This is a genomic window from Phaeocystidibacter luteus (assembly GCF_008933115.1).
GTDB classification, from domain to species: domain Bacteria; phylum Bacteroidota; class Bacteroidia; order Flavobacteriales; family Schleiferiaceae; genus Phaeocystidibacter; species Phaeocystidibacter luteus.
Genome location: NZ_WBVO01000013.1, coordinates 1 through 13,570 on the forward strand (window position 1 = coordinate 1; position 13,570 = coordinate 13,570).

General features: G+C 46.2%; 11 protein-coding genes. 3 read left to right on the plus strand and 8 right to left on the minus strand.

From position 1 onward, the window contains the following. Positions 1-1,883, plus strand: a 1,883-nt coding sequence (locus F8C67_RS12910; RefSeq protein WP_223277567.1) for a putative porin, incomplete at its 5' end; no start/stop codon positions are given. Here the strand turns inward: F8C67_RS12910 and F8C67_RS12915 are convergent. The 6 genes from F8C67_RS12915 to tgt all read right to left on the minus strand — a co-directional run bounded on the left by F8C67_RS12915 (position 1,880) and on the right by tgt (position 8,975). Then, complete coding sequence (locus tag F8C67_RS12915) at positions 1,880-3,136, minus strand: asparagine synthetase B (RefSeq protein WP_151668351.1); 1,257 nt, start codon at positions 3,134-3,136, stop codon at positions 1,880-1,882. The two genes, F8C67_RS12910 and F8C67_RS12915, sit on opposite strands and share 4 nt — an antisense overlap. Continuing rightward, entirely contained in the window at positions 3,126-4,640 is a 1,515-nt protein-coding gene (gene dnaB, locus F8C67_RS12920; RefSeq protein ID WP_151668279.1) for a replicative DNA helicase, read from the minus strand. Before dnaB ends, F8C67_RS12915 begins: the two co-directional genes overlap by 11 nt. Before the next feature lie 236 nt (positions 4,641-4,876). After that, the gene (locus tag F8C67_RS12925) at positions 4,877-5,830 is read right to left on the minus strand and encodes an acetyl-CoA carboxylase carboxyltransferase subunit alpha (RefSeq protein WP_151668280.1); all 954 of its coding nucleotides are present in this window, start codon (positions 5,828-5,830) and stop codon (positions 4,877-4,879) included. A 39-nt stretch (positions 5,831-5,869) separates the two neighbouring features. After that, positions 5,870-6,778 carry a DMT family transporter gene (locus tag F8C67_RS12930; protein ID WP_151668281.1) on the minus strand — a complete coding sequence of 303 codons (909 nt, stop codon included), beginning with the start codon at positions 6,776-6,778 and terminating at the stop codon, positions 5,870-5,872. Then, positions 6,765-7,844 (minus strand): LptF/LptG family permease, encoded by a 1,080-nt coding sequence (locus F8C67_RS12935; RefSeq protein WP_151668282.1) that lies wholly within the window; start codon positions 7,842-7,844, stop codon positions 6,765-6,767. The genes F8C67_RS12930 and F8C67_RS12935 overlap by 14 nt, the downstream gene beginning before the upstream one ends. Further along, positions 7,845-8,975, minus strand: a complete 1,131-nt coding sequence (tgt, locus tag F8C67_RS12940; RefSeq protein WP_151668283.1) for a tRNA guanosine(34) transglycosylase Tgt — start codon at positions 8,973-8,975, stop codon at positions 7,845-7,847. Positions 8,976-9,041: 66 nt separating this feature from the next. On the opposite strand from tgt, the gene F8C67_RS12945 reads away from it, so the two are divergent. Together F8C67_RS12945 and rsmG are read left to right on the plus strand one after the other, a co-directional pair. Continuing rightward, entirely contained in the window at positions 9,042-10,166 is a 1,125-nt protein-coding gene (locus tag F8C67_RS12945; protein WP_151668284.1) for a glycosyltransferase, read from the plus strand. Next, entirely contained in the window at positions 10,166-10,792 is a 627-nt protein-coding gene (rsmG, locus tag F8C67_RS12950) for a 16S rRNA (guanine(527)-N(7))-methyltransferase RsmG (RefSeq protein WP_151668352.1), read from the plus strand. Before F8C67_RS12945 ends, rsmG begins: the two co-directional genes overlap by 1 nt. Here the strand turns inward: rsmG and F8C67_RS12955 are convergent. Both F8C67_RS12955 and pruA read right to left on the minus strand, forming a co-directional pair. After that, on the minus strand, positions 10,789-11,799 hold the full coding sequence (locus F8C67_RS12955) for a T9SS type A sorting domain-containing protein (RefSeq protein WP_151668285.1): 1,011 nt from the start codon (positions 11,797-11,799) through the stop codon (positions 10,789-10,791). The two genes, rsmG and F8C67_RS12955, sit on opposite strands and share 4 nt — an antisense overlap. Before the next feature lie 99 nt (positions 11,800-11,898). Further along, the gene (gene pruA, locus F8C67_RS12960; RefSeq protein ID WP_151668286.1) at positions 11,899-13,524 is read right to left on the minus strand and encodes an L-glutamate gamma-semialdehyde dehydrogenase; all 1,626 of its coding nucleotides are present in this window, start codon (positions 13,522-13,524) and stop codon (positions 11,899-11,901) included. Positions 13,525-13,570: the final 46 nt, after the last annotated feature.

The window sequence follows — 13,570 nt, forward strand, 5'->3', positions numbered from 1 at the left end:
GAATAACTATCTTCGCCCCCGTGATAAAAACACTCACATTCACTGCCCTAGCCTTACTCGCAAGCTTTTCACTCAAAGCTCAGCAAGATTCTATTCCCAGCGATTCCGCTCGCGTAGTGCCTACCGACACCCTTACCTTCGAAGAGGCTTACTCCGCACTCAATTATCGCAATTGGGACGATCTATCCTATCGCCCCATCGACAGCCTTCTAGAAGTTGGCGGTCACTGGACTCTAAACGAATGGACCCGGGATCTCTACGGACAGTTATCATGGGCCAACCTCGCAACACCTCTAACTTTCCTCGTTTATCAACCCAACGAAGAAATTGGTGTACGCCCTGGATTTCAATCGTACTTTAATGGCTGGACAAGAGCTAAAGAACTTCGCTTCTACGATGTGAAAGCTCCCCTTAGCGGTATTCGATACCTAAGTGGATACCAACGCGGACAACTCTTCGGTGGCTATTTCGCAGTGAATGCAAACGAACGGTTCAATATCTTTTTTGATTACGAACGCGCCTCCGCTCGCGGCGATTACTTTAGTCAAGATAACCTATACGATCGCATTAACGCTTCAACACATTACCGCACCAAAAACAACAAGTACGCGATTCAAGCCGCAACTACCTGGAATCTAAACAGAGGCAGAGAGAGCGGAGGTATCACTGATCTCGACGGTTTCTCAAATCCCGATTCACTCATCTCCGATCGTGAACTTGTCAACGTACGTTACTACAACTCATTTTTCAAAGCTCGCCGACTCGATTTAGCTGTGTCACAAACCTATTTGCCTTTCGCCGATTCAACCGAAGCAAAGGGTATTGGCCTCTATCACGAAGGAGATCTAGATCTCGGTAATCGAACTTTTACCTCTACTGATTCCATTCTTGGCAACTACTTCATCGATTCTACAATGACGATGGATAGTACACATTACGTCACCACGAATCAAGAACTCGGGCTAGTGTTCCGCTCAGGCCTTAAGTCGTTCACCTACGTAAAAGCAGGATTGGGCTATCAGTACGGTAGATTGAGCAATCCGTATACAGAGCGAACCGAAGGTTCCGTATTCGTGTCCGGGGAGCTTCGCGGAGATGCCGAAAAGTTCGACTGGATGGCTCGAGGTAAGCTCTTCGTTGGAGGAACTCAAAATGGTTCCTTCGATGCACATGGCCAGATTTCCTTTGACATTTATGACTTTGGTTTTGTTGGATTTGCCACATTCCAACAGCAAGCCCCAAGTCTTCAAAGTGAAGAGTGGTACGCCAACGATTTCATTTGGTCCAACGACTTTCAGTCTACGTTCTACCAAAAGCTCGGGGGACGCCTCAATTATGAAAAGTATGCTAGCTTCAGCCTCAACCTACAAAACTGGAGCCGACCTATATACTACGATTATACCTCCTTACCGGCTCAATTAGATGGAACGATGCAGCTCATTCAAGCCGAACTCGATCTGCAAATTCCACTTACCAGCTGGTTGACGGCAACTTCTCGCACCACGCTCCAACTCACATCGGCATCACAGGATATTTTCAGATTGCCTACTTGGGTAAATCGCTCCGGGTTGTTCGGTGAATGGGAAGTTTTCGATGGCGCCCTCAAAGCGTATACAGGCTTTGAGGCCATCACGTATTCAAGTTACCGAGCCAATAGATACAACCCGGTGACGGGCGTGTTCTTCCTACATGATGACCTTCCTATCGGTGGCTTTGTATACGTGAATGCAATTGCCGGCTTCCGAATTGGAACGGCGCAGATTTATATATTGGCGGAGAATGTTGGCGAAGGCCTATTCAATAGAGCTTATTACGCCGCTCCTTACTACCCAATGGCCGATCGAACCATCCATTTAGGTATCCGCTGGCGCTTCTTTAATTAAGTCTTCTGCTTTTGCTTGCGAGCAGCCGGGAACAAGATGTTGTTCAATATGAGTCGGTAACCCGGCGAATTCGGATGTAGCTCTAATTCAGTTGGAGGGTCGCCAACACGGTGGGTGTAGTCTTCTGGATCATGACCCCCATAAAAGGTCCATTGCCCTCTTCCAAGTTCGCCATGAATGTATCGTGCCTCATTGTCCGCTCTATTCTGCCCCATAATCAGCACATCTGGCTTAATCAAGTCCTTGTCGTATGCTGTGGTTTGCCCCATGAAGCCAGCAATAACGCGCGTGTGATTTTGACAAAGCATTGATGGAATCACATCCCATTTGGCCGAATATTCGAAGAGCGTGAAGAAATCATTTTCGGCATCAATCCTTCTTCGATTCGTCATATCGATGTTAGAGAATTCATACTCATTCGGATTCTGACTCAATCTGAAATCTTCAAATGCCAAGGTTCGGCTAAAATCGATTCGGCCCTGGTAGCCGGGATCTGAAGGGTCACCATCAAACATTGGCTCACAGATGTCAACGCCTTCGGCAGATAGTGCTATGTCGTAACTGTCCGTCGCAGAGCACATGGCAAATAGAAATCCACCTCCCGCAACGTATTCCTTTATTCTGAGCGCTACAGCAAGTTTGAGTTCACTCACCTTATCGAATCCGAGCCTTCTCGCCTCAGATTCCATTTCGAGCTTTTGCTCAATATACCAGGCTGCAGTTCTAAAACTGCTGTAGAATTTTCCATACTGACCCGTGAAATCTTCATGGTGTAGGTGAAGCCAATCGTACTTGGTGAGCTCGTCGTTGAGAACCTCTTCATCATAAATGATATCGTAAGGAATCTCAGCATAAGTAAGAACGAGGGTAACAGCATCATCCCAAGGTTGATTTCCCTCTGGAGAGTAAACCGCAATTTTTGGAGCTTTCTCCAACTTTACAGCTTCCATGTTTACTGAAGGGCTGGCAATCTGAGCAAGGAGTCCATCCGCTTCACCATCGGTTATAGTTTCGAATGTCACTCCGCGGATGGTACATTCTCTAGTGAGGCCCTCGAATGAGGGAATCATGAAACTGCCTCCTTCATAATTCAATAGCCATTGTACTTCGCTTCCGCGCGCCAGCGACCAATAGGCAATTCCATATGATTTTAGGTGGTCGCGCTGACCTTCTTCCGACATAGGGATGAGTACCCAATCGGCGAATGATGAAAAACTGAGTACTGAAAGTAGAAGGATGAGTTTAGAACGCATCCGTAGGGTCTGGAGCAGAGAAGTCACCTCCGAAATAATCTCCCGATTCTTCATCAGAATTCATTTTTGATTCAATGAGCGAAGGCTCTAAAGGCCCACCCATATCGTCAAGGTCGGAGAATTTCGCCATATGGCCTTCAAATTTCAACCTAACATTTTCCAAACTACCGTTACGGTGCTTGGCAATGATGAATTCACCTTGAGCTTCGCATGGGCTTCCATCATCGTCCCACTCGGTAATTCCGTAGTATTCTGGACGATAGATGAATGATACGATATCGGCATCTTGCTCAATCGCTCCTGATTCACGAAGGTCGGATAGAAGTGGACGCTTGCTACCTCCACGTGTTTCAACGGCACGACTTAACTGAGAAAGCGCGATAACTGGAACACTTAGTTCCTTCGCAATACTCTTCAAGGAACGTGAAATAGTGGAAATTTCTTGCTCACGGTTGCCGCTTGATTTACCACCTCCTGCGGTCATCAACTGCAAGTAGTCGATTACGATGATGCCAACATTGTGTTGGGCAACCAGACGGCGACATTTTGCGCGCATGTCGAATACCGAAAGGGCTGGCGTGTCATCGATGAAAATTGGAGCATCTTCCAAGTTCTTTACCTTGGCCAAAAGCTGCTGCCACTCGTGATCGTCGAGGTTTCCTTTACGCAGTTTCTCGGATGAAAGTCCGGTTTCGCTGGAAATCAAACGCGTAATCAACTGAACGGAGCTCATCTCCAAAGAGAACACAGCTACGGCAGTGTTGTGATCAATAGCCATGTTTCTGGCCATGGATAAAACGAATGCGGTTTTACCCATACCAGGACGAGCCGCGATAATGATCAAGTCAGAACGCTGCCATCCCGAAGTAACTCGGTCGACCTGCGTGAAGCCAGAAGGAATACCAGAAAGTCCTTCCTTTTTGCTGATTTCCTCGATTCGAGCAATAGCTTGATGAATAAGGTCTTGAGAGGACTCGTAGTTCTTCTTCAAGTTGCCTTGAGCCACATTAAAGAGACTCTGTTCAGCTTTGTCGAGAAGGTCTAGTACATCTGCACTCTCGTCGAATGCATCACTGATGATTTCGCTAGAAATACGAATCAGTTCACGTTGAATGTGCTTTTGCACAATGATGCGCGCATGGTATTCAATGTGAGCGGAAGACGATACACGCTGACTCAAATGCACGAGGTAGTACTCGCCTCCAACAGTTTCTAGGAAACCTTGCTTTCGGAGGTCCTGAGAAACGGTTAGAATGTCGATTGCTTCGGAGCGTCCGAATAGATCGTGAATCGACTGATAGATCTTCTTGTGTGCGTCTTTGTAGAAAGCATCCGGACTGAGAATGTCAATCACCTGGTTGAGTGCACTATTGTCGATAAGCAATGCACCAAGCACTGCTTCTTCGAGCTCAAGTGCTTGTGGTGGAACACGTCCTTGCTCCAGTTGAACGACTGGATTGTTGGACTTTTTCCTCGGCTTTGGATTGTTTTCTGGCTGATTCATAGACTTTCAAAAGTACGAATAACACGATGCGCAAAACACGCAAACGGACCTAGTTTTTAACGATTTCACTTCTATTGAAATTACCCCGTAATCAACATGTTACGATGGTTCAATTGAAGTGTTTGGGTCCTAAATACACTTACTGACACGGCGATTGACAGACTGTCGGTACACCTGTCAGAAACCAAAAAGCCGCCGAAGATTCCGGCGGCTTTTCGGATATGTGAATGAGCGACTTATTCGCTGTATACACCCATTTGACTGAACTTCTCTACGCGCTTGTCGATGAGCTTGTCGGTATCGACACTTTTCAACTTTGCGTACTGTTTAGAAATCTCTTCCTTCACAGTTTCGTAGATCGCTTCTGGGTCGTTGTGTGCTCCACCTAGTGGCTCTTTGATGATGCCGTCGATGAGTTTATTCTTGAGCATATCTTGAGCGGTGAGCTTCAATGCAGAAGCAGCCTGCTCTTTGAAATCCCATGATCTCCATAAGATTGAAGAACAACTTTCTGGAGAGATTACAGAGTACCATGTATTCTCTAGCATAAGCACTTTATCTCCAACACCAATTCCCAATGCGCCACCAGAAGCACCTTCGCCAATGATGATGCAGATGATTGGCACACGGAGGCGAGCCATTTCGAAGATGTTGCGAGCAATTGCCTCACCTTGACCTCTTTCTTCGGCTTCCAAACCAGGGAACGCCCCCGGAGTGTCGATGAGAGCAACAACTGGTCGATTGAATTTCTCGGCCATTTTCATCAAGCGCAGTGCCTTTCTATATCCTTCTGGATTTGGCATACCGAAATTACGGTACTGACGCATTTTAGTGTTGATTCCCTTCTGCTGGCCGATGAACATATAGGATTCACCGTTTATCTCACCCCAGCCACCAACCATGGCCTTGTCGTCTTTTACACCTCTATCTCCGTGAAGCTCAATGAAGTTTCCTTCAGTCATCGCTTCGATGTAGGCAAGGGTATAGGGTCTTTGTGGGTGACGTGAAAGTTGAACTCTTTGCCATGGAGTTAAGTTCTTGGCTATTTCCTTGCGCGTTTGCACAATTCTCTTCTCGAGCTCTTTGATGCTCTTAGCCATGTCCGTGTTTGTCTCTTGCTCGAGTCCACGGGCTTTTACAAGCTGTTCTTCCAGCTCCTGAATGGGAGTTTCGAAGTCTAGATAGTCCATTGTAATGACTTTGTTAGGGGGTGCAAATTACAAATATCCCTATTGTTGTTGCGCTAATTTGCGCTTACGTTTTCTCTTCAACCAGCCGTTCGTAACTACTGCGGCCAGGATTATCAAAGTGCCAAAGTAAAATTCTTTCGACATCTTCTCCTCATCTCCGAGTATTAAATATGCCGCCAAGATGCCGTAAACTGGCTCCAAATTGATGGTGAGCACCACCGTAAATGGACTCAAGTGGCGCATCACTTCTACAGATTGAATGAAAGCATAGGCCGTGGCGAGAATCCCCAAGAGCATGAGATAGCCTACGTCTGGTAATGTGGGAACTATAGATTCGACGGTTCTGTCACTAAAGAGAATGGTGGCTGTCAAGAACAGAGCGACAAGTGCCCATCCCCCAAAGAGTTCGTGAACGGTGATGACGGCCGAGCTTTCCTTCTTAACCAATAGTCCGTTGATAACAGAGAATGAGGCGGAAAGAAAGGCTGAAATTAAGGCGACGATAATACCTGTGGCGTAATCGTTTTCACTCCAGAAGATGGTTGATACACCAATGATCACCGCAACCCCAAGGAGTATTTCCGACCAGGCTACTTTCCTCTTGAAAAAGATGGGTTCTAAGATGGAAACGAATAAAGCCGCAGAGCCCATGCATGCCAAGGTGATGCTGACATTTGAGATTTTTATGGCATGGAAGAATGTTATCCAATGCAGTGCGATTACCCCGCCCGCTGCATAGAGTTTGTAGCGCATTGCACCTTTAACCGCGGTGGAGGTCTTCTTATACTTTAAGAAAATGTAGATAGCTACAACCGCTATGAACATGCGATGAGCCACAAGAGGGATTGCATCCAAGGAAATCAGATCACCCAGGATGGCAGTGAAACCCCAAAGGAAAACCACAAAGTGGAGCTTCAGCTGGCTGCGAACATCATCACTTTGGTGCAATGCGGAATGTATAAAGGCCTAATAAGGCGAATACTATGTTGGGAGTCCATACCGCGAGTATAGGCGATACGGTTCCATTTACAGATAGGGCCGTGCTGACTTCCATGAAGAAGATATAAATCATCACCAACACCAACCCTACGGCTATGTTTATCCCAAGTCCGCCTCTTCGCTTCCTGGAGCTAATAGACACTCCAATCAGAACCAAAATGAAGCTTGAAAAAGGATAGGCCGTTCGATTGTGAAGCTCGATTTCGTGCTCACTCAGCAGCTCCGAACCTCTAATTTTCTCCTTCTCGATAAACTCTATGAGCTTAGGTGTGGTCATCATTTGGGTGACCGATAGTTCCGGCACGATGTCATTGGCCCCAAAAACAAACGTAGTGTCCATTCTTCGACCTGCCCTCAACCGTTCGGTGCCGTCGGGGGAAATCTCCCTAATCCGCCAGTTGTCCAAACGCCAAGTGTTTTGAATGGAGTCGAACCGCAAATAGTCTACGGATAGTTTTGAAACGAGCGTGTTGTTCTCGTAAACGTCGTAGCTGAAGTCATAGCCGGTGTGTCTATCTGGACTAAAACTTCTAAAGTATACAATGTGGCCGGGTTCGACCTGGCGAAATAGCTCTTGAGTTTTTCGGTTATCTCTAACCTTGGTGTACTTCGCCTCAAAATTGAGTCGGTCGATATTGGTCTGCGGTATCAGATAATGGTTGACTGCAGAGCTGAGGAGGAAAATGAAAAAAGCTCCAACAAAGTAGGGAAGTGTAAATCGCGCAAAGCTTCTTCCTCCTGTAAGAATCGGAACGATTTCCGTATTATTCGCCAGCTTAGAGGTGAAGTATATCGTAGCGAGGAATAAGATTAATGCACTGAAGAGGTTCCCGTAGAAGACAATGAAGTTGGCGTAGTAATCGAAGACTATTTCCTCAAGTGTGGCGCCGTTAGTCGTGAAATCATCAAGCTTCTCTGAGATGTCAATTACTACTGCAATGAGCATCAACAGCACAAAGAACAAAGTGAATGTCCCCAGAAATTTCTTCAGGATGTATAAATCTATCTTTTTCAATTAAAGACGATTTTGAAGTTTAGGAACCATGACGTTCTTCCATTCTGCAAAGGTGCCTTCCTGGATTTTTTGTCTGGCCTGCTTCACTAACCACAAATAGAACCTCAAATTGTGCAAAGAGGCGATTTGGCGACCCAAATATTCATTTGCTTGAAACAAGTGGCGAACGTACGCCTTCGAATAGATGGAATCCACGAAGCTATCGCCATTTGGGTCAAGTGGACTAAAATCCTTGGCCCATTTCGCATTCTTGATGTTCATGATGCCTTCGGAAGTAAAGATCTGACCATTGCGTCCGTTTCTGGCGGGCATCACGCAATCAAACATATCTACTCCCAATGCAATATTCTCCAGAATGTTCGCTGGAGTACCAACGCCCATTAAATATCGCGGTTTGTCTTTTGGAAGAATATCACAAACGAGCTCGCTCATTTCATACATATCCTCATGGGGCTCACCTACGCTCAACCCACCAATAGCGTAGCCTTCTCTGTCGGTTTGCGCTATGTATTCGGCCGACTGTTTTCTGAGTTCCGGATATACAGAGCCCTGAACGATAGGGAAGAGCGTTTGATCATATCCGTAAAGTGGATCGGTTTCATCAAACCTGCGGATGCATCGATCTAACCAACGATGCGTTCTATCCATCGCCTCTTTGGCGTACTGTACATCACATGGATAAGGTGTGCACTCGTCAAAAGCCATAATGATATCGGCCCCAATCTGACGCTGAACGTCCATCACATTCTCCGGAGTAAAGAGATGTGTGGAGCCATCAATATGTGATTTGAACTTTACACCTTGCTCGGTAATCTTACTGATGTCATCTAGGGAATACACCTGAAATCCACCACTATCGGTGAGAATAGGGCGTTCCCAATTCATGAACTTGTGCAAGCCACCCGCCGCTTGTAGGGTTTCAGTACCTGGACGTAGGTAAAGGTGATATGTGTTTCCGAGTATGATTTCGGCTTTCACATCATTCACCAACTCGGGTTGATGGACGGCTTTGACAGAGGCCACTGTGCCTACGGGCATGAAAATCGGAGTTTCGATTTCACCGTGGGCGGTGGTCAATTTTCCGGCTCTCGCCTTAGATTGCTTGTCGGTCGCTTGCAGTTCAAACTTCATCGGGCAAAAATAGGGCAAATTTCTACGAGCAACGTGCAGCTGAACGCTACCTTTGCGCCTCAACCTATGGATACGAATCTGATCTTTTTTAGTCTCTTCGCAGTCGTTGCCGCAATACAATTCCTGTACTGGGTAGTTGTGTTCTCTCGATTCGCTTTTAAAAAGCCACATGAGTCTCAACAAGCGGACCTACTACCCCCGGTTAGCGTGGTAGTTGTTGGACGAAATGAAGCGGAGAATTTCAAGAAGAACTTGCCCGCCATTTTGAATCAAGATTACCCGAGATTTGAGGTGGTTGCCGTGAATGATCAGAGTAGCGACGAGTCTGAGGATGTTATAGAGAAGCTACAACTTGAGTATCCTAATCTAAAACTTGTGAAGGTTCCAGAGAACGATAAGTTCTGGAATGGGAAGAAGTTCGGATTAGCCTTGGGTATTAAGGCTACAGAGCACGAACATCTTTTGCTCACGGATGCAGATTGCTATCCCAGCTCACCCGATTGGATAAAAGAGATGATTTCTGGATTCATGGGAGGCAAGGAGTTGGTATTGGGATATGGTGATGTGGAGAAGACAGGAGGATTCATCAATGCTCTTTCGCGGTTTGAAACCATGCAAACTGCGCTGCAGTACTTCGCCTGGTCTTTTTGGGGGATGACATACATGGGTGTGGGGAGAAACCTCGCCTATCGGAAGAGTCTATGGTTTGAGCAGAACGGCTTCATCAAACACATACATATTCCTAGTGGTGATGATGACTTGTTTGTGAATGCTGCTGCGAAGGTCGGTAAGGTTGGACGCGTGGCTAAGAATACGGCCCATACCATTACTGAAAGTAAGACGACCTGGAAGAATTGGATAAAGCAGAAGCGCAGACATTTTAGCACCTCCAGCTTATACAAACCACACCAACTCGTCCTGTTGGGTACTTTTGGCTCTTCGATGTTAGCATTTTGGCCAGCATTCATTTTGGCACTGATTTTCACCGATGGAACGCTGCAGCACCTGGTGTTGGGCTTGGCTGGATTGCGATTGATTTATCAGTACACCATAGGATTCATGGCCTCTAGGTTTTTCGGTCACAAAGATGTGGTCGCACTCTGGCCGATTTATGAATTGATCTGGGTGCTCTCTGGGATGTATCTTCACTTGGTAAATGCATGGAAAGGCAAACCAAAAGGATGGAAGTGATGAATGTGGATTTGATTTTTGAGAATTTCCCAGATCTATCTGACAAACAAAAGGATCAGTTTACCAGGTTGTTGCCGTTGTACGAAGAGTGGAACAGCCAAATCAATGTGATTAGTCGCAAAGACATGGATTCGTTTTATGAGCGACATGTACTGCACAGCATGGCCATCGCAAAAACGATTCAGTTTAAGCCTAAAACCAGAATTCTTGACGTAGGAACAGGAGGTGGGTTTCCTGGTATTCCGCTAGCCATACTTTTTCCGCAGGTTGAGTTTGTTTTGGTAGATAGTATTGGCAAGAAAATCAAGGTGGTCAATGAGGTGGCTGAGGCTCTTGGATTGGAAAATGTGACGGGAATTCACGGCAGAGCAGAAAAGGTGAAACCTGGGTTTGACTTCGTCGTGTCGAGAGCGGTTACACGCATGTCGCCTTTCTATAATTGGATTAAGCGCCACTTCAATCCAAAGTCATTCAACGACTTGAAGAATGGGATTCTCTATTTAAAAGGGGGTGACCTAAAAGAAGAATTGGCCGAGTTTCCAAAAGCGAAACTGCAGCCAATTCAAGCGTATTTTGAAGGGGAATTCTTCGAAACGAAGTTTGTCGTTTACATTCCAGTGGGTTAGTGCTTAACCCATCTCTGTACTCCCACAATTCCATCTTTAGATTGTAGCCTAATCAGGTACACTCCTACGGGGAGAGTGCTTACGTTGAGTACAAATCTTTCCGATCGAATTTTTCCTTTTTGCAGGATGCGTCCAGACATATCCGTGATATGGTATTCGACTTTCCTAGCTTCGCTCAACTCAACGGTAAGGTTTTCTGTAGTAGGATTTGGGTAGATGGCGAATTCGAACTCTGGTTTGAACTCAGGTACAGAAATCCCGTGGCAGTTGTCGATGCAGATGTTGTCTACGTATCCCGACATCCTTCTTGTATGCCAACCATGTGGATTGTTTCCTACTTGGATGTAGCTTGCATTATTTGGGACGATGTGGGTTGTGGTCACATATCCATCAGTAGCGGTATCTCCTGTACGCGCATTGATGGCGGTAACACGGTAATTCACAGAGTCAATGCGCTCCAGATAGCATGTGTACGTTTCGTTGAGAACCAAATCACCGTCATTGCCAACCGTGTAGTAGACGGCGGTTTCATTGACGTTAGTGACAAGCACTGTCGCGAAGCCACTAGAATTTCCACCACCAACAACGAGACCAACGAAGTCGTTTTGAACGTAATCTAGGTTCATATCGCGAGTGAGCATTCCGTTATTTTCGGAGAAGGCGAACAAGAAGTGACTCAAGCGCTTAGTGGGGTCGGTTGTGCCCATGGCGGTTACTCGAACATCGGCGGATGCTTTCCAATACGAACAAAGTGCTATTGGAAGAGGCTTGTAGATTCGTATGTCGTTGGTATAGTTAGGTGCATCGTAAAAGCTTATCGCTTTTGATGGGCTATAGGTACTATCGAAAGCAATTCTCGGGTTCGAAGGAGTCGGAGAATCAATCATGTTCCACGATGTTAGGTCTCCTTGAAAATCCTCATTGAAATCACATGATCCAGTGGGTTGTGGGGTCTGGGCAAATGTGATGAAAGATGAGAATATGAGAGCAAAAGTGAGAGTGCGCATATTCTTTGAATTTGAAGCTAAGTTATTAAAAATTAACGAGATAACAAAAAAGCCCCCGTATTGCGTACGGAGGCTTTTGTTATGCTTGGATAATTATACCTATCCCATAAATGGATATTCGTAGCTCTTAGGCGGTACGAAGTTTTCCTTGATGTTTCTAGGAGAAACCCAACGAAGTAGGTTGAGGTAACTACCTGCTTTATCGTTCGTTCCCGATCCACGAGCACCACCGAATGGCTGCTGACCTACAACTGCGCCAGTTGGCTTGTCGTTGATGTAGAAGTTACCCGCTGCATTTTCGAGCATCTTGGTTCCTTGCTCAATCGCGTAACGATCTTGAGAGAAGATTGCACCTGTTAGTGCGTATTCTCCGGTTTCGTCTACAAGCTTAAGGGTTTCTTCCCACTCGTTTTCTGGGTATTCGAATACGGTGATAACTGGACCGAAGATCTCTTCGCACATGGTGCGGAATTTCGGATTGGTTGTTTTCACAATCGTAGGCTCAATGAAGTAACCTTCGCTCTTGTCGTAGTTTCCACCTACAAGAATTTCAGCATCATCTTGTTCCTTGATATAATCGATGTAGCTGGCAATCTTATCGAAAGCGCGTTCATCGATAACCGCAGTGATGAAGTTCTCGAAATTCTCCGGGGATCCCATCTTGAAGGTCTTCACCATTTCCACAGCCTTGTCGAGAATCTCAGTACAAGTGTTAGATGGCAAGTATGCTCTTGAGGCGGCAGAACACTTCTGACCTTGGAATTCAAATGCTCCACGTGCAATCGCTACAGCAACTTCTTGAGTTGGCGCAGTGCGGTGAGCAACGATGAAGTCTTTACCTCCCGTTTCACCTACAATGCGTGGGTATGATCTGTACTTTTCGATGTTCGCACCGATTGTTTTCCAAAGGTGACGGAACACGCCAGTAGATCCTGTAAAGTGCAGACCTGCAAACTCTGGGTGGTTGAATACTACGTCGCCTGCGTCTGGACCGTCAGCAAACACGAGGTTGATTACTCCGGCTGGAACACCAGCTTCGCGGAATACTTCCATAACCACGTGAGCCGAATAAATCTGGCTATCTGCCGGCTTCCAAACTGCAACGTTGCCCATAAGTGCGGGAGCAGCAGGAAGGTTACCCGCAATGGCGGTAAAGTTGAATGGAGTAATGGCAAATACAAATCCTTCTAGTGGACGGTACTCTAGGCGGTTCCAGATACCTTCCGACGATTCAGGTTGATTGTCGTAAATCTCCGTCATGTACTGAACGTTGAAACGGAGGAAGTCAGCCAACTCACATGCTGCATCGATTTCAGCTTGGAAAGCATTTTTCGATTGAGCGAGCATAGTAGCTGCATTGATGCGCGCACGGAACGGACCTGCAATCAAGTCAGCCGCTTTGAGGAATACAGATGCTCTGTGCTCCCAGCTCAAATTAGCCCATTTGGTACGAGCTCTAAGTGCAGCATCAACCGCATCTTGAACGTGCTTTGAAGTACCTCTGTGGTACGTGCCAATTTGTGTTTTCAATTCGTGAGGAGGGAAAAGTGGAAGAACGTTATCGGTTCTAACTTCTTTTCCGTCTATAAACATTGGAATGTCAGTCACCTGTGATTTCATCTTGCGATAGGTGCTGAGCAACTCTTCTCTTTCTGGTGTTCCTGGAGCGTAGCTGTTAATTGGTTCGTTAACAGCAAGTGGAACTTGATAAATTCCTTTTGGCATTTTCGGAATCGTTTTTTGGGTTCGAGCACAAAAATAGCCAATAGGG